The following is a 22,510-nucleotide window of genomic DNA, read 5'->3' as shown; positions in this document are numbered from 1 at the left end:
GTGACGATCCATGCGAGCGCTTTCGATTGCGGCGACCGGCATGGCCGCGCAACAAACCAACGTTGAGGTCATCGCCAACAACGTCGCGAATATCAATACGACCGGCTTCAAGAGATCTCGTGCCGAGTTCGCTGATTTGCTGTACCAGACCGATCGCCCCGCCGGTACGCTGGCTCGCGACGACGAAACCATCATTCCCGAGGGCAACTCCATCGGTCTCGGTGCCAGGACGGTCGCGATCCGCCATCTGTCGATGCAGGGGTCGCTCGCTTCGACCAACAATCACTACGATCTCGCATTGAACGGCCGTGGCTATTTTCAGGTTCAGGGCGAAAATAACGAAATCCTTTATACCCGTGATGGCGCCTTCAACAGAAATGCGACGGGCCAGCTCATCACGCTCGACGGCAACCTCGTCATTCCCAGCATTACTGTCCCGACCAATGCCACCGACATTACTGTCAATGCCTCCGGGCAGGTCTACGCGATCGTCGGGACGACCGGAACGCAGCAGCTTCTCGGTCAATTGACGTTGGCAAATTTCGCGAACGAAACCGGCCTCGCGCCTCTGGGAGGCAACCTCTTCCAGGAAACGCAGGCTTCCGGCACGCCCGTTATCGGCAATCCTGGCGACGATGGTTTCGCCACCATTCAGCAGGGTTATCTCGAAAGCTCGAATGTCGATCCGGTCAAGGAAATCACTGAGCTCATCACGGCTCAGCGTGCCTATGAAATGAATTCAAAGGTCATATCGGCGGCTGACGATATGTATAACGTGATCACGAAGGACATCCGCTGATGTCTCTCTCGCGCGACATGCGAGGTAAGGTCCTCATCGGTGTCACGCTGCTCGCCGGCTTCGCATTCAGCGTGGCAGCCGACGCAGGCGATTCCGGTCGGACGGTCTTCGTGCCGCGCGCTGTCATCTATCCGGGCGACCGGATCAGCGATGGAACTCTCATTGAGCGGCAGCTGATCGTGTCGCCCGACAATCCGCCCGTATTCGGCGAGAACGAACAGGATCTTATCGGCAAAGTCGCGCGCCGCACTCTCTTGCCCGGCGAATTGATTCCAGAATCGGGCGTGCGTGCCGAGGATCTCATTAAGCAAGGACGCACCTATAAACTCACCTACAATTCCAAATACGTTTCGATCATCGGCGTCGGCGTTCCCCTGCAATCGGGAGCCGCGGGAGAAATCATCAACGTTCGCAATCCGGAATCCGGCGTGATCATCAAGGCGCGCATCGAAGCCGATCAGTCGCTGACGGTGAGCGATCAATGAAATTGGCGATCGCCGCATTGTTTTTCCTGCTCGCCGCGACGGCTTCCGCTCAAGCCACGCGAATCAAGGATATTACCGATCTCAAAGGCGTCCGCGTCAACCAGGTCGTGGGCTATGGCCTTGTCGTAGGCCTCAACGGAACAGGCGACACGCTGCGCAACTCGCCGTTCACGCAGCAGTCGGTGCAGGCGATGCTCGATCGAATGGGCGTCAACATTCGAGGCTCGCAATACGAGCCGCGAACGCGAAACGTCGCCGCTGTCATGGTCACTGCCGAACTTCCGCCGTTCGCGTCAAAGGGTGCGCGCTTCGACGTGACGGTGTCGTCGATTGGTGATGCCAAGTCGTTGGCAGGTGGCGCCCTGATTTTGACGCCGCTTTCGGGCGCCGACCAGAAAATTTATGCCGCTGCGCAAGGCGCAGTGACGATCTCGGGATATCTCGCAAAAGGCGCGGCCGAATCGATCACGTCGGGAATTCCGACGCGCGGCCGGATACCGAATGGCGCCATCGTCGAGCAGGACGCCCCGGGCGCCTTCGATGAATCAATGCCGCTCGAGTTCGAACTCCGCAATCCGGACTTCACGACGGCCGTGCGGATAATGGACGTCATCAATGACTTTGCCAAAGGCCGCTTCGGCATGCCGCTCGCCAGAGCCCGCGACTGGCAGAGCATCATGATCCGCAAACCTCCCGGCATTCTGTCCTCCCGGCTTCTCGCCGAGCTCGGCGAGCTTGAAGTCGATCCGGATCAGTCGGCGCGCGTCGTAATCGACGAGCGAACGGGGACGATCGTCATCGGCAGCGAAGTAAAAATTTCGACCGTCGCCGTGGCGCACGGCAATATAACAGTGCGCGTCACCGAAACGCCTCAGGTCTCGCAGCCGCTTCCGTTCTCTCGTGGTGGTGAGACGGTTGTCGTGCCCAATACGCAAGTCGACGTAAATGAAGCCGGCGGCAACGTTGCGACGGTAAACGGCGCCAACCTGCGCGAGCTTGTCAGCGCACTTAACAAAATGGGCTTAAAGCCAATCGGCATTATCGCGATCCTGCAGGCGATGAAGACGGCGGGCGCGTTGCAAGCGGAGCTCGTCGTACAATGAAGCCTGGAATCATAAGTTGGACTCGCGCCGCGGCACTCTTGGATATTAGCGGCGTCGTCGCCATCGTCCTCGCTGCTTTGGTCCTCGGCACATCGCCATCCTTCGCCGATAGCCTGATGAAGCCGATGGTCGGGCCGCCTGTCGACAGAAGCGCACGGTCGTTGGAGCTTCGCCAAACCGCCGGAGCCTCCGAGCCTATCGCCTACTCCTTCCGCATAGCCGTTGACGACAGCAAGCCCGAAAAGTCAGATGGGAAAGACCCCGACGCTCTTCCCTTACCGCCGACGGTCAAACCGGAGCTGAGCCCCGCGCAGCAATATTGCTCGAGCGTTATTGATACGACGTCGGCCGCGCAAATCGCTCAGCAGACGCGCGATTTGCAGAAGGCGCAAAAAGACATCGACGATCGGATTTCGCTCCTTACGGCAAAAGCTGAAGTGCTGAAAAACTGGATGAAGTTGCGAGAGGATTTTGCCGCGCGCGCCACCGATTCCCTCGTCCAGATCTACAGCCGGATGAAGCCCGATTCTGCTGCGGCACAGCTCGCGGTGATGGAGGAAATGACCTCATCGGCGATTATTTCGAAGCTTTCGCCCAAGGTGGCGAGCCCAATCTTGGCGGAGATGGATGTCGCCAAGGCGGCTCGTCTGTCGGCCATTATTAGCGGCGCTGGTGAACTCGCAATGCAGCGGGAGCGTAAAGCCGATGCCCAGCAATAGAATTCCATGGCGAGCATGGGCATTCGCATCGCTTTCACTATTGCTCACGGCATGCGCCGATCAATTGCGTGAAGTGGGCCGCGAGCCTGCGATGTCGCCTGTTGGAAGCGGCCTTGCGCCATCGCGAACGGCATCGATCAATCTGCCCGTAACTCCCGTCGCTTATCATTCGGGGAATTCGACATGGCAGGATGCCGGCGCAGATCTCTTTCGCGACGCCCGCGCCATGCATGTCGGCGACGTTGTAACAGTTAAAATCCAAATAAACGACAAGGCGTCGCTAGATAGCAATTTGAATCGCTCACGCGATTCGAGCGTCGGCTTGACGTCGTCTGCCGATTTCAATTTCGGCTTTGGCGCACCCGGGCCCTCGGGCTCCGGCAAGCTGGATGGCAATCTCGACCGCACGACATCCACCGACTCCAAGGGCTCCGTCGGCCGCTCGGAAACGATCAATCTTCTCGTCGGCGCTGTTGTCAGCCAGGTTCTGCCGAACGGCAATCTCGTCATCTCAGGCTCGCAGGAAGTGCGCGTCAACTATGAGCTTCGTGTCCTGAACGTCCAAGGTGTGATCCGTCCGCGCGATATCGCGACTGACAACACCATCTCGTATGAAAAAATCGCGGAAGCGCGAGTTTCCTACGGCGGCCGCGGCCGCGTCATGGAAATTCAACAGCCCGCATATGGTCAGCAAATCCTCGACACCGTCGCTCCGTTCTAAATCTTGACTGGCGGGGGACATCAAGTGGCGAAAAACAAGGCAAAGAAAGAAAAGCAGGACGGAGGAGGCGGCGGGAATTACCTGCTTTCGCTCATCGCAGCCGTTCTATTGGGCGCGGGAGGCGGCGCTGCCTTTGGGTTCCTTGCGATACCGTCCCCTTCGCAGCCAGACGCAACGCACGCCGAGGACACATCACCTCCGCCTCCAGCTGCGCCCGTCGCCGGGCGGTTTCCGGCAGACGCGATCGAATTGGCAATTCCCTCGGTCATCACCGATCTTGGCACCGATCCGAAAGTGCGCGCCCGTCTGGACGTTTCTATCATAGTCGCGCACGGCACGCCGGAAAGCACCACGTTGATCGGGGAAGTCCGGGAAGATGTCATCGCTTACCTCAAAGGCTTGAACGTCTCCGATATAGAGGGCGTGCGAGGCTTCCAGAATTTGCGCGAGCAACTCGATGACCGCGCCCGGATCCGCGGCCGCGGGGCTGTCCTCGGCTTGTTGATCGGCGGATTGGTATTCGAATGATTCGGAAGCTTCTCACTGCCTGTGCGGTCCTGTTGATCTCGGTACAAGCGGCGTCCGCGCAGACGATCGATTTCCAGACGCTTTTCCCGGCTGGAGACGCGAGCGTATCAGGCCGGATTGTCCAGCTCCTGGTGGTGATGACCGTACTCTCGGTCGCCCCGGGCTTATTGATGATGGTCACGTCGTTCACGCGATTCCTGATCGCGTTCTCGTTCCTGCGCACCGGTCTCGGCCTGCAGACGACGCCCAACAATCTCGTTCTGGTCAGTCTTGCGCTTTTTATGACGTTGTTCGTGATGGCGCCGACCTTCCAGCAGGCGTGGGACAACGGCGTCAAGCCGATGGTCGAGAACAAGATCAGCCAGCAGGATGGCTATACAAGGACGACAGAGCCCTTCCGCACCTTCATGAAAGCCAACGTCCGCGACAAGGATCTGGCTCTTTTCGAACAAATGTCGGCCGAGCGCTTCGGCGATCAAAATAAGGCTGGGCCAGACGATCTCCGCGTCCTCGTTCCTGCATTCATGGTTTCGGAATTACGCCGCGGCTTCGAGATCGGCTTTCTCATAACGCTGCCGTTCCTCGTCATAGATCTTGTGGTGGCCACGATCATGACCGCCATGGGTATGATGATGATGCCCCCGACGGTCGTAGCGCTCCCGCTCAAGGTGCTGTTTTTCGTTCTCGTTGACGGATGGAGCCTGCTCGTCGGAGCGCTCGTAAAGTCCTTCACCTGAGCGGCACCACGGCGCTCGCCCGAGTGGCCCCAGCAGAAGAATTAACATTCGGCGCCGAATTATTAACTATTAAGAAACACCTCTCCGGTATCCGTCATCACTATGACGGAGTGGCAGCCAACAACCGCGCCATAGGCATGAAGCCGAGCTGTCAAGCCGGAAGACCCGGTATGTCCCCGTAGCGTTTAGTGCCGAGTAAAAGGACAAGGGACATGGGCATGAGCAGTATAAATACAAACATTTCCGCAATGACGGCTCTGCAGTCGCTGCAGCAGACCTCCAAGGACCTGCTGACGACGCAGAACAGAATTTCGACCGGCCTGAAGGTTGCGAGCGCCTCTGATAACGCCGCCTATTGGTCGATCGCAACGACGATGAAGTCGGACAACGACGCGCTTTCGACGGTTCAGGACGCGCTCGGCCTCGGCAAAGGCACCGTTGACGTCGCCTATAACGCTATCAACCAGAGCATCACGCTCGTCGGTCAGATCAAGGACAAGCTAGTCGCGGCGGCTTCGCCGGGCGTTGACCGCTCGAAGATCCAGTCGGAAATCACGCAGCTCCAGGATCAGCTGAAGGGCATCGCCGACTCTGCGAGCTTCTCGGGCGAAAACTGGGTTTCGGTCGATTCGTCTGTCAGCGGTTACACAGCGACGAAGACGATCGTTTCTTCGTTCTCTCGTACGTCGACGGGCACCGTTTCGGTCGGCACGATCAGCGTCGACACCTCCTCGTCGGTCCTGTTCGACTCCTCGACTGCTTCCGGCGCCGGCGGCATCCTCGATTCGCAGCGCAGCACGACGGGTGCCATCGTTACGACGGGCGGCACGTCGGTCATGAGCATCGATATCAGCAGCCTGACCGACAGCGCCAGCGATCAGGACATCCTGAACGGCTACATCGCGGGCGTCGACGCTGCTTATCAGCAGATGACCACCGCTGCGACCAACCTCGGCTCGGCCCAGAAGCGCATCGATCTGCAGACCGACTTCGTGTCGTCTCTGATGGACTCGATCAGCACGGGCGTTTCTCAGCTGGTTGACGCCGACATGAACGAAGAGTCGACCAGACTGCAGGCTCTACAAGTCAAGCAGCAGCTTGGCGTCCAGGCGCTGAGCATCGCCAACCAGTCGAGCCAGAACATCCTGTCGCTCTTCCGTAGCTAATGAACCGGACCCGGCAACTCTAGCAGCCGGGCCCCTTTCATCTGAGACTTGGCGGGCCGCTCCCTTCCGGAAGCGGCCCGTCACCTTTGCACAAGGTTCCATCTCTACCGTTGGCCGGAAACTTTGCCGGCAAGGTTGCGAGATGGATTGGCGCCAGTTCGAAAATTTGTACCGAAGTTTGCTCGGCCTCGGCCGCCAGCGTCTGATGGCGCTCGGCGTGGCGGGGCTATTCGTGTTCGCGCTCATAACGATAGGCAGCTATTTCGCATCCCGTTCCAGTTACGAAACGCTCTACGTTGGCCTCACGCCTCCCGATATCAGCCGTATGGGGACCGCGCTTACCGAGGCCGGCATTCCGTTCGAGAGCAGTATGGACGGAACCAAGATCAGCGTCCCCATCGGACAGACCGGTCAGGCAAGAGCTTTGCTGGCAGAAAAGGGCCTGCCTGGGAGTCAGACGGCAGGCTATGAACTTTTCGATAAGTTGGGCGCGCTCGGCCTTACTTCGTTCATGCAGGAGGTGACGAGAGTTCGCGCGCTCGAAGGCGAGTTGTCGAGAACTATTCAGTATCTGAAGGGTGTAAGGGCGGCACGCGTCCACATCTTCATGCCCAACCAGAACGCGCTGCAGGTGAAGAAGGAAGCACCTTCCGCTTCGGTCGTCATCAGAACGGACGTCGCTGGTGACGCCACCGCCGCCCCCGCCATCAAGCACCTCGTCGCCGCCGCAATTCCGGAAATGAACCCGGATGAAGTGCAGGTGATCGGCACCGACGGCTCGATCCTTGGCGGGAGCAATGGTCTTGCCGGCGGCGATGCACCAGTGCAGATGCTTGACCTCGAGCGCACCGTCTCGACGCAGATTCAGGATAGTGTCCGCAGGACGCTGTCGCCGTACCTGGGGCTCGACAACTTCGAAGTTAGCGCCATCGCCCGCTTGAATATCGACAAGCTGCAGACGACGGAAACGAAGTTCGACCCCGACAGCAAGGTTGAACGGTCTACGCGCTTTATCAAGGAAGCCCAAAGCTCGCAGGACGCCTCCGGCAAATCGAACGTCAGCGTCCAGGAAAACATTCCGAACGAGCAGACGAGCAACAAAGACCAGACAAAGCGTGCCCAGGACCGCAAAGAGGAGACGACGAACTACGAGATCAGTTCGAAATCTGCGTCATCGACCAGTGAAGGGTATAAAATCGCAAACATCTCGGTGTCCGTTGTCGTCAACAAGAAGCGCCTGATGGACTCTCTGGGCAAGGACGCGAAGCCCGAAGACGTCGACAAGCAGGTTGCCGAAATTGAGAAGATTGCATTATCCGCTGCCGGGATAGACACCAAGCGCGGAGATAACATCAGCGTTGCCGCCGTCGATTTTGCACCCACGCCGTTCGAAGCGGAGGGCAGCGCAGGGACGGCATGGGCTTCGATGCTGATGAGCCTTGCCGGCACCGGCATGCGGTCGCTGACAATTCTTCTCGTCGTCACGATCATCATCATGGCGGGCTTCCGTCCCGTGATGCGGACCCTGCTGTCGAATGGCACGCCCGCGATCGAAGGCGGCGTTGCGGCGCTCGAAGCGCCGATGGCGGCAATCACCGGAACAGGCGCCGCGCCGATCGACATGCCCGAAATGGCATCGCCGCTTCTGGAACCTGGAGCGAATCCGTTTGACGGGATTGGAAGTTCCGGAAGCGATTTCGGAACGGGGCTTTCGTTCGGTCGTTCGCTCGCGCTAGGTCCGGTCGAAAAGCTAGGAGCCATCATCGATCGCGACGAAGATCAAGCCACCGCGGTTATGAAGCATTGGGTTAAGAACGGATGATGGGGCGGCGTCACAGTTCGGCGTTCTCTCTTTTGTCGGACTTCGGGCCTGCGGGTTCGGCGAACGATATGCGCGACTATGAAGCCGAGTTGAAGGCCGCATTCGAGGACGGCCATCGGCAAGGGCAGGCGGAGGGCCGCGCTGAAGCGGAAGCCGACGCCGAGATTCTCTTGAACGAAGCCGGAGTTCGGCACGCCGAAGAACTTGCGACCGAAAAGCAGAGCTGGGAAGAAGCGTTCGCCGACGTGCTCATTGCCCGTCTGGACAGCGCGGCAAAGTCAATCGGGCACAGCATAGAGGCGCGTGTCGCCAGCCTACTGAAGCCGTGGCTTACCGATCGATTGCGAGGTCGCGCGCTGGAGGATCTCGAACGAGCCATCTCGAGGGCGATGTCGGAAGGCGCAAAAATTCACATCGAGGCGCCAGCCGAGATTGTTCAGCATCTTCGCGAGCGACTGCCGACAGATGCTCTTCAGATCGGCTACTCGGAAAGTTCGAGCGCCGACGTTCGAGCTCACATCGAAGACACTGTGATTGAAGTCAACATTTCGGCATGGATCGCCGAGCTTGAGACGGCGGCAATATGAGCAACGGTCAGGAAGACGTTTCATCGCAGCCGCTGGTTATCGTCCGCCGCCGCCGCAATACTGATGAGGCGCATCATGGTGGTGTCTGGAAGATCGCCTACGCGGACTTCATGACAGCCATGATGGCGTTCTTTCTCGTCATGTGGCTGATCAACGCCGCTGATAAGAAGACGATCGTGCAGGTTGCCGCATATTTCAATCCTGTCCGCCTGACCGATCGCTACGCAGCGCCCAAAGGTCTTGAGGACCTAGACGAGTCTTTGTCGAGACCTTCCGAAGAAAAAAGTAAAAAAGGTTTCGAAAAGCAGGTCGTCGACGACAAGGCAAAGCAGCAGGCTGAGCGGGACAACAAGGAGCGCAGCGGCGAAGCCAAGGACGACGCGTCTCACAAGCCGAGCGCTGGTTCGGGCGGTAAAAGCGCAGAGGATATGAAGGAACTGGCGCTTTTCGACAATCCCGGCAATTTGCTCGAGAAGTTGGCCGACGAGGCTCGCGGCAGCCAACCAAGCACAGCTGCCAGCTCTTCGGACGGCAATATCAGCGACCCTTTTGACCGCATCAACCGCCGCGCGGGAAAGTCTGCTGTAACTTTGAAACCCGCGCCTGAAGCGGCACCGGTAGTGCCTCCTCAGCCATCACCTGCGGCGCGCGCCTTGCCTGCCGGAAGCGAGCAGCCGGTCACGAAAGACCAGCAACGGCTTGCAACGAAACCTTCGCCGAGCGGGGTGGCTGATAAACCGAAGTCGCAGGAAGACACGACCGAAAAGCCGACGCCCGCGACTTTGGACCAGGCGAAGAAAGAAGATAAAACCCACGATAAAGACGAGGAAGCAAAAAAACTCAACGAGCAGATCAGCAGCGCCGTCGCCACCGTCTCACACGATTTGCCGATGATCGAGGTAAAGGCGACGCAGGAAGGAATACTCGTCAGCCTTCTGGATAATGCCGATTTCGGCATGTTCGAAGTCGGCTCGGCGAAGCCGCGTCCCGAACTTGTCCTCGTCATGGAGAAGCTCGGCCACCTTTTGAGCGGCAAGAGCGGCAATATCATTGTTCGAGGTCATACCGACTCGCGCCCTTACAAGAGCCGCATTTACGACAATTGGCGCCTCTCTGCGGCGCGAGCGCAAATGGCTTATTACATGCTGCTGCGCGGCGGGGTCGACGAAGCGCGCGTGGTGGCGATCGAAGGCCGTGCCGATCGCGATCCGAAAGTACCCTCAGACACATTGGCGGCTGCCAACCGACGGATCGATATCCTCATAAAAGAGGACAAAAAATGAAGCGGATCGCGCTGATCGCTGCAGCGTTGTTCGTCGTTCTGGCCGGCGCCTCAGCCGGCTTCGTCGTCTATTTCAAGCCTGCTTCTATCTACGGAAAATCGGCGCAGGACGCCGCATCGGCTTCCGCCCATGGCGTGCCGAGCTATTCGGAAAGCGCCAGCGAGGAGGAACAGGCCAGAAAGCACACGCTTCGGCTGGTCGAGCAACTCGGCGCCGTTCAGGACCGGATCATACGCGGTGATCGAGGTGTGCTTGCCGACCAACAGCGTCTCTTAAATGATATCGCACGCGAAATTCGCGACTTCACGGAAGAGGAGAAGCGAGACTACGTCAACGTCCGCACAAGCCTGCTGTATGTATTGAGCGGCGGTGACGCTCAGGTTTTAAGGCCGCTCATAGAACTCGATTCGCTTGGCGAGGCCGACCGGCGTTTGGCGACCGGCATCATGAGCTTCGCTGAAGGATTGCAGAAAAAAGCGCGCGAGGAATTGGAGGATATCGATCCGCGCTCGCTCGACGTCAGTCTGGTCGGACCGTTCGCTCTCGCACGGGCATCGCTGTATCTCGATAACGATCGCGCTAAAGCCATCGGCCTTCTCGATGAAGCGCGCTTGGCCGCGCCGCACACGGCTATAGACGAAGCCTCCGCACGGCGTGAAATCCCCCTCCTTCTCGATGCCGGCGATACGCAACGCGCCATGACGCTGACGACGAGCTACGTCCGCGAATTTGGCCGCTCAATTTACGCCTGGAAGCTTTTCAGAGATTTCTCCCAAGCTGTGGCAAAGCACCCTGGGTTCGATGGCGAATCGATCGTCAATCTGCTTGCTGCCTCATTCCCAGCGAGCGAAGGGGACGCATCTTCAGGACTCTTTGTCGATCTTGCCGGCGAAGCTTTGCTTCAGGGCCGCCTCAAACTAGCCAAAGCCGCAGCGGTCAAAGTTCTGGCAACGCAAGAGGCTTCGCCGGAAAATCTGGAAAAAGCGAAGCTCTATGCGGCCGCAGCCGATGCCCCGTCCGACGCCGCCGGAAGTGCGCTCAAGGCGTTGGATCAGATCACGGCCGATCGTCTTTCGGAAGAAGACACCGAGATGCGGGACGCCGCAGATTTCATCGCCAAGTCGGTAGTCAATTCAGGAGCACAGCCCTCGGCCGACACGGCGAATGCGACAGGCAAAGCGCAGTCGTCGCCAAAGCCTCAAGGATCAAGCGCGATCAAGGCAGAGATTGCGCTGACTAGGGCGGATAAAATTTTGAAAGAAGCAGATTCGATTATTTCTGGGAGCAAGGAATGACGGTAGCAGTTGGAAAGGCGACGCCCAGCGGAGTCGAAGCTCTCCTGCAATCTGTATCCGGGAAAGCCACGGTGACTCACCGTGGCCATCTTAAGCAGTCCGGTGATGAAAAATCTCTGCCTGATGAGACGTCGCAAAATTCGTCTCCCCGCGAAACCGATACGTCCGAGCCCCGCGTTGATAAAACCGAGAAGGCTGCGAAGCGAGAGCACGGCGATGCGAAGTCCGACGACGATAGCTCGTTCGAGGATACGTTCGACAGTATGGGCCAGGATCAAACCGACGGCGCCGGCGCAAAGCCCACCGGAGCAACGAGCCTCCCGACCGATACCGCGCTGGCATCGATCGCCGCAAGTAACGCCCCCGCTTTGCCCCTCGACAAGACAACCACGGCCGAGTCGCAGACACAAAGTGTGTCTCGTCCGACATCGCTGCTGCCGCAAAAGAGCATTCTGGCACTGATGAGTGCGAAAGAGCGGCTGTTCACTAACGACGGCGAGCTGAAAGCGCAGCCATCTACCGACGACACGTCCTCCGATCAACTGCCGGTTACGTCGGATGAAGAGAGCGAGGCGACGCCGATAACGGTTGATCGCCGCGAAACGCATTGGAACTTCGCCGATACTGCGCTGACGGCAACCACTTCCAAACTCGCAGCTCTTCAAGCGGATGCCCCGATGATTCTGCAGGCATCCGCTGCCAAGGCGAACGTGTCGAAGGACCAAATCTCGGTTGGCAAACCGACTGGCGATGCTGAGGTTAAGGCCGCAACTCAATCGATGACGCTGCCTCAATCGGTTCAAATGCCCAATTCTGCGTTTGCAGACAGCGGCGGAGGGAATAATCCGGGCACTCAGAACCAAAGTCAGACGCCCGTATTGCCTCCTGAGCACAAGCTCGAGAAGGCCGATCCGTCCTCAACGCTTGATAAGATCTTCTCGTTGAACTCGAATCTGCAGCCGTCATCGGCAGGCGTGACGAACCAGGTTCGTGACGGCGTCATCGCAGGTCTGGCAACCGCCAATGCGGATGCGGGCAATAGCGCCTCGACTGTGGATCTTCCCGCTCGCTCAACAGCCGCGCCAGTTATGAAGACGCTCGATCTCACGTTGTCACCGCCCGATCTCGGCGCGGTCAAGCTGCGCCTCAGTCTCAAATCTAATTCGCTCAGCATCGAAGCCGAGGCGTCGAAGGCTTCGACCGCGAAACTGCTGATTGACGATCGGCAGAATTTGGAGCGCGGTTTGAAAGATGCCGGCTACGATATTTCGAGCATGAAAATAACCGATGCGTCGGCGAGCGGTTCGTCGAACTCCAGCGGTTGGCAGGCAAATGGCTCTCAAACGCGCGATGGCGATCAGGCGCGTTCGGGCTTCTCCGGGCGGCAGGACGGCGAGATGCAGCGGCGCGACGGTTCGTCGTCGGATCAGGCGCGGCAACGCCAGAAACAGTCCGATCCGCAATCCATGCCCGTCGATGTCGGGATCGCCGGCTCCGGCAACGCAGTTTATATCTAGGTTGTCTTGAACGATGCAGCAGGAACTGACAGGAACGGGGTTGCGCGGCCCATTCCCACTCGCGGCCGACGCCATCGACGAAGAGTTGGTCGATCATTGCCCTGGCGCATACGCGCTAGGCTTTACCGATCACCTCGGGCGCTTTGCGATCACTTACGTTGGCAGCGCCGGGGAAGATCTCAAAGCCAAGCTCCGCGAGCACATCGGAACCGCATCACAGTTCAAGTTTCGCCACTTTGTCGAACAGCAACGAGCCTTCGAAAAAGAATGCGAAATGTTCCACCAGTTCATGCCGAGTGGAAACTTTCTGCATCCTAGCCGACCGCCAGAAACGGCTTGGACGTGCCCACGATGTCGTCGCTGATTTCCGATTTCGACATGAGACTGACGACGTCGGCCAGAGCTTGATAATACCCGGCGTGCCAGTAGGCGCATTCATCCGTGTCGCGATCGAGATGTCGCTGCGCTTCGAGCGTTTCCGACCAGTTGCTGTCAAGTTGCGCGCCGATGCCTGCCATGCGTAGGCGCAGCATCGCGAGCTCGGCGTTTACTTCGTCCATCCGGGAACCCCATCGCATTCCGACCGGTGAGACCCGGCGGCAACGATGAGAGTACATGACATTGGTAGGAACATCGCCAACGAAGCATTTCGCATTTTAGCTATTTCGATGCCGGTTCACCCGCCGCCTTCGCGGAGCCTTGCGAGATATCGATCCATAAGATCGTTGGCGATCATCATGCGTTGGGTGGCAAGCTGTCTTAACTCGGGATTAACGCGGTCTGGATGGTTCCTCAGCGCGAACTCTCGTCGCAGCGTTGCGATATCGGCTTCTGAGAAGTTCGACGCCAGGCCGAGTTCCAATAAGATTCTGTTAGGATCAAGCATCGGCTCCGTGCCATCGGCGCTGGCGCTTTCGGAAGCGTAAGGATCCCGCCGGAGGTTACCGTTCGGGTGCCCACCTCGTGCATTCGAGGCCAACGCCCAGGCGGCTTCCAGGCTATTGATGGAAAAACGATTGGGCAGCGGCACTCCAGCCGGCCGTTTATCCGTGCCGAACAGTTCTTCGATGAGCAAGTCGAAGCTGGACGGTAGCGGCGTCCCGGATGGCATTCGTTATCGCAACTGCTAAAGGAGAAATTTATTTCAAAAACATAGGGCGCGCAGCTTGCATTACGCTGACCTTCCTCGCGCGATCAGTTCCGCCGGTTCGCCTTCTGCAGGGTTACCGCTTTGCCAAAAAATGCTCGCCCGAGATTCTCGCAATCGAGTCGCTCATCGACGTCGGGGATCGGGTGCCGAAATTCGACGCCGAGATGCTTGTCCTCGAGCCACGAAACTTCACCTTCGATCGTCGTGCCGTCAAACAGCGTCAGCGTTACACTTTCGCCCTTATTGGGGACAATTCCGTCGCCGACGCTGATTTTAGCCCCTGACTCCGACAGGTCGTCGAGATCGCAAATCAAACGCAGGCCGCGAAACTGGATAGCAACGTGCTGACGCGTTTCATGCCGTTGTTCGTTTCGCCGTTCGTCGGAAGAAACGTCTTCTGGAATCAAGACCTCGGCTTGAAAGCGATTTATGAACCTTCGAAGTTTGGTCTGCCTCATCTACGCACCCGACGACACTTTGCTTAATTTGATCGCGTGTCGACGGAACCATAAGCCCGAATTGGCGAATTAAATGTTTATTAAGCGCCAAGCAATTTCAAATAAGCAGATGTTGGTTTATGCAATGATGTTGAAATAGATCGGAATCTATCGAATTGAATATGCCGATTTATATATATCGCCATTGCCTCCAGGCATAGGCAGGGGATGCCTGACGAATGGAAAAACCCAAGCTATGTCCGGGAATTTCCAGATTGGTGTAGAAGCAAGGAAACAGTCTTGACTTTTGATTTGGCGTGGCATTTCAGCGTCATGCAATAATGAAATAGTTGTTAATAAGTCGCGTAAATCACTGTATTTCCTTCAATGCCAATGATTGCGGGGCTTGGGGGACATCATGTTCGTTGTGCTTGACGACCGTTCGACGGTCGCAGGGGGTTACGTCGCGTGCTTTGAGCGCGAAGGAGTAGCGGCAACTGCAGTTGAGCCAGCCGAATTCTTCGAGTGGTTCGAACTCATCAACGAAGGCGACGTCGGAGTTATCGAAGGATTTCTCATCGGCGCGGTCGCGAACCGGCGGCAGATCTCGGCGCGAATTAGATCGCGCTGTCGAGCCCCTCTCATGGGGCTGATCGAAGCCAGAGCCCTGAGCGAAACGCTCGATCTGTTTTCGCTCGGCTTCGACGATGTCCTCGCCAAGCCGTTTCATGTCCGGGAAATCCTGGCGCGCAGCGGTGCCATCCGGCGCCGCATGCAAACCGTCGACGAATGTGTCGATATCGCCGGCATCCGCATCTTTTTCGACGGCCGCGATCCAATCGTCAGCGGAGAGGTCCTGCCTCTGCCGCGCCGCGAACGGCGGATCCTGGAATGCCTGGTCTTGAGCCGAAACACGCGCATCACGAAGACGCAGATCTTCAACCGCGTGTATGGCATTTTCAACGACGAGATCCACGAGAACGTCATCGAAAGCCACATCAGCCGGCTGCGCAAACGCTTGAAACAAAAGCTCGGCTACGACCCGATCGATTCTCAGCGCTTTCTTGGCTATCGCTTGAAAGACTTCGCCGCCGACGACACCGCACCGCTCGTCGAAGAGTCCCCTACCAGTCTCGCGCAAGGCACGGATGATCTAATCGAGCCGAGCAGCTTTCGCGACGAGGAGAAAGTCGATGGGTCTCTACGGTGTAATGACTACGAGCGTCTCGGGGATGTCTGTCCAGTCTGACCGGATGGGCACGGTCGCGGACAATATCGCCAATATCAACACTACTGGCTACAAAGCAGCGTCTACCCAATTCGCAACGCTGATCGCGGAAGGAAGCGTGGCGGCCTATGTTCCGGGTTCCGTTTCGACGATCGCCCGCCGACTGATATCGCAGCAGGGTGACTTCACGTACACGAAGTCGGCGACCGACCTGGCCGTCAGTGGCGAAGGATTTTTCGTGGTCCAGAGCGCAGCTGGAACGCCGTTCCTCACGCGCGCCGGCAATTTCGTGGCGGATTCGAACGGCGATCTGGTCAATGCCGCCGGCTTCAAGCTGCTCGGATATAATCTCCTCGACGGCAGCTCGAGCTCGGTGATGAACAGCGCGGCCGGCCTGCAGGTGGTCAGCACGAGCGGTCTGGGTCTAAAGGCGACGCCATCGACGAGCGGTACGTTCGACGTCAACCTTCCCGCGGATGCGACGGCGACCGCCTCGGCCGACCTGCCATCGGCAAACGCTTCCACGGCGTCCTACGCTGGCAAAACGTCGATCGTGACTTACGACAATCTCGGCCATCAGGTGACACTCGATGTCTATTCGGCCAAAACCGCCGATAACACCTGGGAGGTCACCGTTTATGACGCTTCAGGAGCCACCAACGGAGGATTCCCGTACTCCACCGGATCGCAGTTGGCGACCCAAACGCTGACGTTCGACCCGACTGACGGTTCTCTGGCATCGGGCGGACCAACACTGAGCCTCAACATTCCCAACGGCTCGACGCTCAGTCTCGACATTAGCAAAATGACCCAGCTGGCGGCCGACTACACGCCGCAGACGGCGACCGCCAATGGTAGCCCGCCGACGGCAGTTGACCGTCTTGAGATCAGCAAGGACGGCACCGTGACGGCAGTCTACGCCGACGGCTCACGTGTCGACGCATTCAAAATTCCGCTCGCGACCGTCGCTAGCCCGGACAACCTCACGTCCATTTCCGGCAACGTTTATGCCACGAACAAGGAATCCGGCGATTTGCAGTTGGGCACCGGAAACACCGGCGGTCTTGGTGCGATTGTGTCCGGCGCGCTCGAAAGCAGCACCGTCGATCTTGCCTCGGAGCTGACGACGATGGTCCAAGCGCAACGAAACTACACGGCGAATTCGAAAGTGTTTCAGACCGGTACCGAACTCTTGGACGTGCTCGTGAACCTAGTCCGGTGAGCGAGAAGCATAAAAATTAAAAGGTCCGCTGATGACGCTTACCCAGAGTACCAGCAACGCGAGTTCAAGTCTCTCGACCATTTCCGAGCAGATTTCTATCGTTTCGCAGAACATCGCGCGCGTAAACAATACAAACTCGACCCGCAAGGTCGCCAATCTCGTCAGCGGACCCGGCGGTGGCGTAAGCGTTGCTGGAATTAGCAGAACGGCCAACAAGCTGCTTCTGGATACTTACCTCAACGCCAACGCCAACAGCCAGACACAATCGGTCATCAACACGGCGCTCGATCAGCTGCAGAATACCGTGGGCGACACGGATTCCGATACGTCGCCCGCGGCCTTGATTTCAAAACTCAACACCGCCCTTCAAAACTATTCATCGACGCCGCAGAACAGCGCCGTCGGCGCAACCGTGGTAACGGCGGCCCAGGAGTTGGCGAACTCGCTGAACTCCGCGACGCAGGCGGTGACGGATGTTCGCAACCAGGCCGATAGCGATATCGCCACATCGGTCGCGAACATCAACGATCTTCTTTCTCAGTTTCAGACCCTCAACCAGCAGGTGGTGACGGGGACGGGAAACGGAACGGACATCACGGACGTCCTTGATGCCCGCGATGCCGTGCTGAAGAAGCTGTCGACAGAAATCGGCATTCGAACCGTTAATCGCGACAACGGTGACATGGCGATCTATACGGACAGCGGTGTTACGCTATTCGACAAGACCGCACGCGCTGTAACGTTTCAGCAGTCGGCCAATCTTGCCGCGAATTCGGTCGGTTCTCCGGTTTATGCCGACGGCGTGCCGATCGCGGGAACCCAGCACACGATGTCGATCAGTTCCGGTAAGCTCGCCGGGCTTGTCGAGATTCGTGACACCATCGCACCGACATATCAAAGCCAGCTCGACGAAACCGCGCGCGGTCTGATAGAAGCCTTCGCCGAAACCGATCAATCGGCGACGCCGACGCTGCCGGCTGCGGCAGGATTGTTCACCTATGGCGGTGGACCGAACATTCCCGCGACGGGAACGGTAGTGCCCGGCCTCGCAGGCTCGATCAAGATCAATCCGAACGTCGATCCGACCCAGGGCGGTAACGTCGAACTCATCAGAGATGGCGCCATCTCCGATCCGGGCAATTCGGCTTATACTTATAATACCGATGGCGGCGCGTCCTACACCGACCGGATTCAGCAGCTCATTTCGAGCCTTGCAGCTGGTCGATCGTTCGATTCCTCGTCGCAAATCCAGCAGACCGGCTCTGTAACAGATTACGCCAAATCATCCGTATCCTGGCTTGAAGCGCTCAGGCAATCCTCCAGCAACGAAGCGGAATCACGCCAGACGATCGCGGACCGCGCGTCGACGACGCTTTCGCAAAATACCGGCGTCAATCTCGACGAAGAAATGACGAACCTTCTCTCATTGGAACGCACGTTCCAGGCGTCGTCGCAACTCATCAATACCGTCGACAATATGATCCAGACGCTTCTGCAGGCAGCGAGCTCATGATCACATCATCGTTCATATCGTCGGCCTCGCTCACGAACGAAACGCTTCGTTCGATGGCTCGCCTGCAGCAGCAGCTCATCGACGCCCAAAAGGAGATTGCGACCGGGAGGCACGCCGACGTGGGTGTCACACTCGGCGCTACGACCGGCGTTAGTGTTTCGATGCGTCAGGACATGGATCAGATCCAGGCGATCCAGGGCTCGAACAATCTTGTGCTCAACAAACTCAGCGCTTCTCAATCGGCATTGGACACGGTTTCCAAGAGCGCATCCGATTTTCTGTCCAGTCTCATAAGCGCTCAAACCGCCGGGACCTCGCAAGATACGTTGATTCAGGCGGCCAGTGCTGGAATGCAGACATTGCAGGATCAGCTCAACGCCTCGCTCGACGGACAATACCTTTTTGCCGGCATCAATTCCGACGTGCAGCCGATGGACGATTTCTTCGGCTCGCCTCCCTCGGCCGGTGCGCAGGCGGTGACCGCGGCATTCGTCGCCAAATTCGGCATCAGCCCGGACGACCCCGCGGTAGCCAATATCCTTCCCGACGACATGACGGATTTTCTCAACAACGAGTTCGCCGACGTTTTCTCAGACGCAAATTGGTCGAGCACGTGGACCGCCGCTTCGAGCAAGTCCGTGAGCAGCCGAATTTCGCGAAGCGAAATCATCGATACATCGGTAACCGCGACCAACGGCACGTTCAAATCTCTGACCGAAGCATTCGCAATGATATCGGGCCTCGGCTTTGCAAACCTGAATAGCGGCACGCAGCAGGCCATCATTTCGAAGGCGAGAGATCTTACCGCAAACGTCACCGGCAGCCTGACGCAAGTTCAATCAGGGCTAGGTGTAACGCAGCAGCGCGTTACCGATGCCAACGATCAGATCAACTCGCAGGTGAGCTTTCTCACGAAATCGATCGATAACCTCGAGCAGATCGATCCGGCAGCGGTTACGACGCAGTTGTCTCAGATTTCAACGGCATTGCAGGCGGCGTATTCGCTGACGAACCAGCTCAATAACCTCAGTATTCTCGATTACCTCAACAGCTAGAGGCAGGCGGCATCGCGGAAGGCTAGAGATGTATAAGTTCTCTTATGAAGAAACACTGAGCGATTCCGGTACCAGGCAGCGCGAAAATGAGCGCCTGGCCATCGAGCAATCCGTGAACCTTCTGCGCTCGGCGGAAAAGGCAGGGCCCCACTCCCGTGAAGCCGTCGACGCCATCATTTTCCTGAACAGGTTGTGGAGCTTTTTTCTCGACGATTTGGCAAAGCCTGAAAACGGTCTACCCGATGATGTCCGGGCCAAGCTCATTTCAATCGGCATCTGGATGCTCAAAGAGGCCGAGGCGATCAGCAAGGGCAAGTCCAGAAATTTCGCGGCGCTGATCGATGTCTCAAACGTCATCGCGGAAGGTCTTTGATGTCGGGCGGCTTGAAAATAACTCTGCGTGCCGGCGAGCGGATCTTCATAAACGGCGGAGTGCTGCGCGTCGATCGCAAGGTCAGCATAGAGCTGATGAATGACGTGATCTTCCTGCTCGAACAACACGTCATGAAGCCCGAAGACACGACGACGCCGCTGCGACAGCTGTATTTTATGATTCAGATGATGCTCATGGACCCAGCCCTTCATATGAAGGCGCGGACTATGGCCCGGGAATCCGTTTCCAATTTATTGGAAAGCCTCTCCGACCCCATGCTGGCCAAGGGTCTCAAGGATACCGCCGATTTGCTCGATGGCGATCGCGCGTTCGACGCACTGAAGAAAGTAAGGACATTGCTTCCACTCGAGGCGGGGGGAAGACCAACAACGGAACGGAGCAAGGAGGTCGCATGACGACAGTGTCAGGGAGCGGCTCGAGCACCACCACGACGACGACCACGAGTAGTCAGTCGTCTCCGACGCTCGACTACAATGATTTTCTGCAGCTCATGATCGCTCAGTTGCAGAACCAGGACCCGTTGAATCCAACTGATTCAAGCGAGTTCATGTCTCAGATCGCCGAATTCTCGAATGTCGAACAGGGAATCAATACCAATTCAAAGCTCGATCAGCTGCTGGTCAATTCGAATATTTCTCAGGCGAGCACGATGATTGGGCTGACGATCACGGGCACCGACGGGACGGAGGGCACCATTCAATCGGTGCGGATCGATTCGTCGGGATCGACGGCGATTTTGACCGACGGCCAGGAAGTCCCGATCACCGCCGGTGTCTCAATCGGATATCCTCTCTCGTGACGGAGGGCGACGCACTCCAGCTCGTGCAGCAAGCGATTTGGTTGACGATTGTCTTGGCCGGACCGGTCGTCTGTTCTGCAATGGCGATCGGCGTTGGCGTTGCATTTGTCCAAGCCTTGACGCAGATCCAGGAAATGACGCTGACGTTCGTGCCAAAAATCATAGCCGGCTTTGTTATACTTTTGCTCACCGGCAGTTACAGCGGCAGTCTTTTGAAGGTTTTTACCGAACAGTTGTTCACGAAAATTGCGGTCGGGTTTAAATAAAGCTCATACGCCGATATCGGCGTTCCATTGTGTTGCTTCGTAGGCAGATTGACTAAGTAGTTGTCGATATAAAACTAAATAGCATTGCGTTGAAAGCCGATTCGTGTTCGGGATCCTCAATGCATCCGCTGTGTCAAATGGCGGACACTCGTTATTCGCGACTTTAAGAACGTGCGTCCTGGCGAATGCCAGGAAGCGGAGTTTCGCTCTGAAGTATTTCTAATCCGTTAGACTTTAGTACCGCCCACCACCAAGGGCGAACGTTTTTGCTAATCGAGCCGAGCAGGATCATGAGCACTTCTGCACTCAGGCAATTGCATCCGTCGGCAATACTTATGCTGGCGAGCGCCATCGCGATGGTTTGCACGTACCTCGTGTGGGGCCTCACGATGCGTTCCGAAGCGGGTCTAAGCTCATTGCTGAATTGGTCCGATATTTCCTGGCAAATTGCCGAAGTCGACTCGCGCGGGCGGATTGTTCGCCTCGGGGCTCATCCTTTTGGCTTGGCATTATTGTTCGGCTTGGTCACTGCCTGTTGCATGAGCTTCGCTTGGGGTGCCTGGCAATACTTTGGTCGAAAGACGCTGACGCAAAGGGAAGCCGACGAGGGTCTGTCGGAGCGACTGGAGAAAGTCGGCAAAGACCTTGACGATGAAATGTCGTCCCTGATGCAGCTAGTGAAGCAGCACATGGAATTGAGCGGAACTCATTCGGAATCGCTGTCTCAGGCCGGCGAAAATCTAATGGCGTCTAGTTCCCCCGAAAAAATACGGGCGATCATTCAATTCCTTCTCAAGGAAAACAGGAAGGTCCAGAACGAGGTCACTGAACTGAACGGCAAGCTTCAGCAATCGCAACGACAAATCGAGAAATTGCGGATTAATTTGAGCGACAGCCACCGGCTCGGCTTATTGGATGCCGTGACGTCGTTGAAGAATCGCCATTGGCTTGATGTCCATCTGCCAAAGGAAGTGGAAGCAGCCGCGAGCGCCAATGAGCCGCTCAGCATCATCATGGCGGACGTCGACCATTTCAAACGGATCAACGACACCTTCGGCCACGCTGTCGGCGATGAGATCTTGCGCCGTTTTGCCGAACTTCTCTCAAAGAATATCAAAGGCCGCGATACCGCAGCGCGATACGGCGGCGAAGAATTCATTGTGGTGCTTCCGCAGACGCGACTGTCCGGCGCCAAAAATCTCGGCGAACAGATTCGCAACGAACTTGAATGCAAGAAGTGGATGCACCATCGAACCGGTCAGCCCATCGGCAAGGTGACAGCGTCGTTCGGAATTGCAGAACTGCGCAAGGGCGAAGAGTATGGCGATTTCCTGGATCGAGCCAACTCCAAGCTTTATGAAGCCAAGGCCGCCGGTCGCAATCGGGTCATCGTGGACGACTGAGTCAGTACATTTTCAGATCGCGAGAAGTCGATCGTTGGCGGAAAGCGGCTCATCGATCAGAACATTGATCTGGCCGGTGCGCGCCCATACGACAATTCCATTTATTCTGCGGCCGTTGCGCAATTCCACCGTGACGCTCTTTTTGAGCCCGAAATCCCGTTCGCAATCGAGTCCAAAGCCATTCCTCGAAATGTCGCGCGCGAAGGCGATCGAAACGATATTCTTCTCGCGGATCACGCACGGCTGCATGAAGGGATAGCGTTGCATTCTCCGGCGCTGTG

The 22,510-nt window shown here is 57.5% G+C and carries 26 protein-coding genes; 22 read left to right on the top strand and 4 right to left on the bottom strand.

Annotation, left to right across the window (positions count from 1 at the left end; all coding sequences use genetic code 11):
• The first annotated feature begins 10 nt into the window (after positions 1-10).
• The 13 genes from flgG (at position 11) to QM780_RS13650 (ending at position 12,762) form a co-directional block, all read left to right on the top strand.
• On the top strand, positions 11-799 hold the full coding sequence (gene flgG / locus QM780_RS13710) for a flagellar basal-body rod protein FlgG (RefSeq protein WP_415071013.1): 789 nt from the start codon (positions 11-13) through the stop codon (positions 797-799).
• Complete coding sequence (gene flgA / locus QM780_RS13705; protein ID WP_415071012.1) at positions 799-1,284, top strand: flagellar basal body P-ring formation chaperone FlgA; 486 nt, start codon at positions 799-801, stop codon at positions 1,282-1,284. Before flgG ends, flgA begins: the two co-directional genes overlap by 1 nt.
• Positions 1,281-2,387 (top strand): flagellar basal body P-ring protein FlgI, encoded by a 1,107-nt coding sequence (locus tag QM780_RS13700; protein WP_415071011.1) that lies wholly within the window; start codon positions 1,281-1,283, stop codon positions 2,385-2,387. Before flgA ends, QM780_RS13700 begins: the two co-directional genes overlap by 4 nt.
• Positions 2,384-3,106, top strand: coding sequence for a MotE family protein (locus tag QM780_RS13695; protein ID WP_415071010.1), 723 nt, complete (start codon positions 2,384-2,386; stop codon positions 3,104-3,106). Before QM780_RS13700 ends, QM780_RS13695 begins: the two co-directional genes overlap by 4 nt.
• A complete protein-coding gene (gene flgH, locus QM780_RS13690) occupies positions 3,093-3,827 on the top strand; it encodes a flagellar basal body L-ring protein FlgH (protein WP_415071009.1) in 735 nt (244 codons plus the stop codon). The genes QM780_RS13695 and flgH overlap by 14 nt, the downstream gene beginning before the upstream one ends.
• Before the next feature lie 24 nt (positions 3,828-3,851).
• The gene (locus QM780_RS13685) at positions 3,852-4,355 is read left to right on the top strand and encodes a flagellar basal body-associated FliL family protein (RefSeq protein WP_415071008.1); all 504 of its coding nucleotides are present in this window, start codon (positions 3,852-3,854) and stop codon (positions 4,353-4,355) included.
• Positions 4,352-5,092, top strand: coding sequence for a flagellar type III secretion system pore protein FliP (gene fliP / locus QM780_RS13680; protein ID WP_415071007.1), 741 nt, complete (start codon positions 4,352-4,354; stop codon positions 5,090-5,092). Before QM780_RS13685 ends, fliP begins: the two co-directional genes overlap by 4 nt.
• 212 nt (positions 5,093-5,304) lie before the next feature.
• Positions 5,305-6,258: a flagellin gene (locus QM780_RS13675; protein WP_415071006.1), complete on the top strand. Its 954-nt coding sequence runs from the start codon at positions 5,305-5,307 to the stop codon at positions 6,256-6,258.
• 142 nt (positions 6,259-6,400) lie between these two features.
• A complete protein-coding gene (gene fliF / locus QM780_RS13670; protein ID WP_415071005.1) occupies positions 6,401-8,080 on the top strand; it encodes a flagellar basal-body MS-ring/collar protein FliF in 1,680 nt (559 codons plus the stop codon).
• Positions 8,081-8,148: 68 nt separating this feature from the next.
• Positions 8,149-8,667, top strand: a complete 519-nt coding sequence (locus tag QM780_RS13665; protein WP_415071004.1) for a hypothetical protein — start codon at positions 8,149-8,151, stop codon at positions 8,665-8,667.
• Entirely contained in the window at positions 8,664-9,950 is a 1,287-nt protein-coding gene (locus tag QM780_RS13660; protein ID WP_415071003.1) for a MotB family protein, read from the top strand. The genes QM780_RS13665 and QM780_RS13660 overlap by 4 nt, the downstream gene beginning before the upstream one ends.
• Complete coding sequence (locus tag QM780_RS13655) at positions 9,947-11,245, top strand: hypothetical protein (RefSeq protein ID WP_415071002.1); 1,299 nt, start codon at positions 9,947-9,949, stop codon at positions 11,243-11,245. Before QM780_RS13660 ends, QM780_RS13655 begins: the two co-directional genes overlap by 4 nt.
• Entirely contained in the window at positions 11,242-12,762 is a 1,521-nt protein-coding gene (locus QM780_RS13650) for a flagellar hook-length control protein FliK (RefSeq protein ID WP_415071001.1), read from the top strand. The genes QM780_RS13655 and QM780_RS13650 overlap by 4 nt, the downstream gene beginning before the upstream one ends.
• Before the next feature lie 314 nt (positions 12,763-13,076).
• Here the strand turns inward: QM780_RS13650 and QM780_RS13645 are convergent, their stop codons facing one another.
• From QM780_RS13645 to QM780_RS13635, 3 genes are all read right to left on the bottom strand, one after another.
• Positions 13,077-13,322: a hypothetical protein gene (locus QM780_RS13645; RefSeq protein ID WP_415071000.1), complete on the bottom strand. Its 246-nt coding sequence runs from the start codon at positions 13,320-13,322 to the stop codon at positions 13,077-13,079.
• A gap of 116 nt (positions 13,323-13,438) precedes the next feature.
• Positions 13,439-13,873, bottom strand: a complete 435-nt coding sequence (locus tag QM780_RS13640; protein ID WP_415070999.1) for a molecular chaperone DnaJ — start codon at positions 13,871-13,873, stop codon at positions 13,439-13,441.
• Between the two features lie 83 nt (positions 13,874-13,956).
• Complete coding sequence (locus QM780_RS13635) at positions 13,957-14,319, bottom strand: PilZ domain-containing protein (protein ID WP_415070998.1); 363 nt, start codon at positions 14,317-14,319, stop codon at positions 13,957-13,959.
• A 448-nt stretch (positions 14,320-14,767) separates the two neighbouring features.
• On the opposite strand from QM780_RS13635, the gene QM780_RS13630 reads away from it, so the two are divergent.
• From QM780_RS13630 to QM780_RS13590, 9 genes are all read left to right on the top strand, one after another.
• Entirely contained in the window at positions 14,768-15,598 is an 831-nt protein-coding gene (locus QM780_RS13630) for a response regulator transcription factor (RefSeq protein ID WP_415070997.1), read from the top strand.
• Complete coding sequence (locus tag QM780_RS13625) at positions 15,543-16,799, top strand: flagellar hook protein FlgE (RefSeq protein WP_415070996.1); 1,257 nt, start codon at positions 15,543-15,545, stop codon at positions 16,797-16,799. The genes QM780_RS13630 and QM780_RS13625 overlap by 56 nt, the downstream gene beginning before the upstream one ends.
• A gap of 31 nt (positions 16,800-16,830) precedes the next feature.
• Entirely contained in the window at positions 16,831-18,312 is a 1,482-nt protein-coding gene (gene flgK / locus QM780_RS13620; protein WP_415070995.1) for a flagellar hook-associated protein FlgK, read from the top strand.
• Entirely contained in the window at positions 18,309-19,367 is a 1,059-nt protein-coding gene (locus QM780_RS13615) for a flagellar hook-associated family protein (protein WP_415070994.1), read from the top strand. Before flgK ends, QM780_RS13615 begins: the two co-directional genes overlap by 4 nt.
• Before the next feature lie 28 nt (positions 19,368-19,395).
• Positions 19,396-19,740, top strand: a complete 345-nt coding sequence (flaF, locus tag QM780_RS13610; RefSeq protein WP_415070993.1) for a flagellar biosynthesis regulator FlaF — start codon at positions 19,396-19,398, stop codon at positions 19,738-19,740.
• Positions 19,740-20,156 (top strand): flagellar biosynthesis repressor FlbT, encoded by a 417-nt coding sequence (gene flbT, locus QM780_RS13605; RefSeq protein ID WP_415070992.1) that lies wholly within the window; start codon positions 19,740-19,742, stop codon positions 20,154-20,156. The genes flaF and flbT overlap by 1 nt, the downstream gene beginning before the upstream one ends.
• Complete coding sequence (flgD, locus tag QM780_RS13600) at positions 20,153-20,560, top strand: flagellar hook assembly protein FlgD (protein ID WP_415070991.1); 408 nt, start codon at positions 20,153-20,155, stop codon at positions 20,558-20,560. Before flbT ends, flgD begins: the two co-directional genes overlap by 4 nt.
• A complete protein-coding gene (gene fliQ / locus QM780_RS13595) occupies positions 20,557-20,826 on the top strand; it encodes a flagellar biosynthesis protein FliQ (RefSeq protein ID WP_415070990.1) in 270 nt (89 codons plus the stop codon). The genes flgD and fliQ overlap by 4 nt, the downstream gene beginning before the upstream one ends.
• Positions 20,827-21,116: 290 nt before the next feature.
• Complete coding sequence (locus QM780_RS13590; protein ID WP_415070989.1) at positions 21,117-22,229, top strand: diguanylate cyclase; 1,113 nt, start codon at positions 21,117-21,119, stop codon at positions 22,227-22,229.
• Between the two features lie 12 nt (positions 22,230-22,241).
• Here QM780_RS13590 and QM780_RS13585 read toward each other — a convergent pair whose 3' ends face one another.
• Entirely contained in the window at positions 22,242-22,496 is a 255-nt protein-coding gene (locus QM780_RS13585; RefSeq protein WP_415070988.1) for a PilZ domain-containing protein, read from the bottom strand.
• Positions 22,497-22,510: the final 14 nt, after the last annotated feature.

It is taken from the genome of Hyphomicrobium sp., from assembly GCF_047600905.1.
GTDB lineage: Bacteria > Pseudomonadota > Alphaproteobacteria > Rhizobiales > Hyphomicrobiaceae > Hyphomicrobium_B.
This window is presented reverse-complemented; position numbering and strand designations above follow the sequence as displayed.

Bases quoted from the DNA above. Each gene is read 5' to 3' on its own strand.
- flbT (WP_415070992.1), top strand. From the start codon at position 19,740: ATGTCGGGCGGCTTGAAAATAACTCTGCGTGCCGGCGAGCGGATCTTC.
- flgG (WP_415071013.1), top strand. From the start codon at position 11: ATGCGAGCGCTTTCGATTGCGGCGACCGGCATGGCCGCGCAACAAACC.
- QM780_RS13660 (WP_415071003.1), top strand. From the start codon at position 8,664: ATGAGCAACGGTCAGGAAGACGTTTCATCGCAGCCGCTGGTTATCGTC.
- QM780_RS13645 (WP_415071000.1), bottom strand. From the start codon at position 13,322: ATGGACGAAGTAAACGCCGAGCTCGCGATGCTGCGCCTACGCATGGCA.
- QM780_RS13640 (WP_415070999.1), bottom strand. From the start codon at position 13,873: ATGCCATCCGGGACGCCGCTACCGTCCAGCTTCGACTTGCTCATCGAA.
- QM780_RS13630 (WP_415070997.1), top strand. From the start codon at position 14,768: ATGTTCGTTGTGCTTGACGACCGTTCGACGGTCGCAGGGGGTTACGTC.
- QM780_RS13585 (WP_415070988.1), bottom strand. From the start codon at position 22,496: ATGCAACGCTATCCCTTCATGCAGCCGTGCGTGATCCGCGAGAAGAAT.
- QM780_RS13665 (WP_415071004.1), top strand. From the start codon at position 8,149: ATGCGCGACTATGAAGCCGAGTTGAAGGCCGCATTCGAGGACGGCCAT.
- flaF (WP_415070993.1), top strand. From the start codon at position 19,396: ATGTATAAGTTCTCTTATGAAGAAACACTGAGCGATTCCGGTACCAGG.
- QM780_RS13650 (WP_415071001.1), top strand. From the start codon at position 11,242: ATGACGGTAGCAGTTGGAAAGGCGACGCCCAGCGGAGTCGAAGCTCTC.
- QM780_RS13590 (WP_415070989.1), top strand. From the start codon at position 21,117: ATGAGCACTTCTGCACTCAGGCAATTGCATCCGTCGGCAATACTTATG.
- QM780_RS13700 (WP_415071011.1), top strand. From the start codon at position 1,281: ATGAAATTGGCGATCGCCGCATTGTTTTTCCTGCTCGCCGCGACGGCT.
- flgD (WP_415070991.1), top strand. From the start codon at position 20,153: ATGACGACAGTGTCAGGGAGCGGCTCGAGCACCACCACGACGACGACC.
- QM780_RS13695 (WP_415071010.1), top strand. From the start codon at position 2,384: ATGAAGCCTGGAATCATAAGTTGGACTCGCGCCGCGGCACTCTTGGAT.
- QM780_RS13625 (WP_415070996.1), top strand. From the start codon at position 15,543: ATGGGTCTCTACGGTGTAATGACTACGAGCGTCTCGGGGATGTCTGTC.
- QM780_RS13615 (WP_415070994.1), top strand. From the start codon at position 18,309: ATGATCACATCATCGTTCATATCGTCGGCCTCGCTCACGAACGAAACG.
- fliF (WP_415071005.1), top strand. From the start codon at position 6,401: ATGGATTGGCGCCAGTTCGAAAATTTGTACCGAAGTTTGCTCGGCCTC.
- QM780_RS13675 (WP_415071006.1), top strand. From the start codon at position 5,305: ATGGGCATGAGCAGTATAAATACAAACATTTCCGCAATGACGGCTCTG.
- flgK (WP_415070995.1), top strand. From the start codon at position 16,831: ATGACGCTTACCCAGAGTACCAGCAACGCGAGTTCAAGTCTCTCGACC.
- flgH (WP_415071009.1), top strand. From the start codon at position 3,093: ATGCCCAGCAATAGAATTCCATGGCGAGCATGGGCATTCGCATCGCTT.
- flgA (WP_415071012.1), top strand. From the start codon at position 799: ATGTCTCTCTCGCGCGACATGCGAGGTAAGGTCCTCATCGGTGTCACG.
- QM780_RS13655 (WP_415071002.1), top strand. From the start codon at position 9,947: ATGAAGCGGATCGCGCTGATCGCTGCAGCGTTGTTCGTCGTTCTGGCC.
- fliP (WP_415071007.1), top strand. From the start codon at position 4,352: ATGATTCGGAAGCTTCTCACTGCCTGTGCGGTCCTGTTGATCTCGGTA.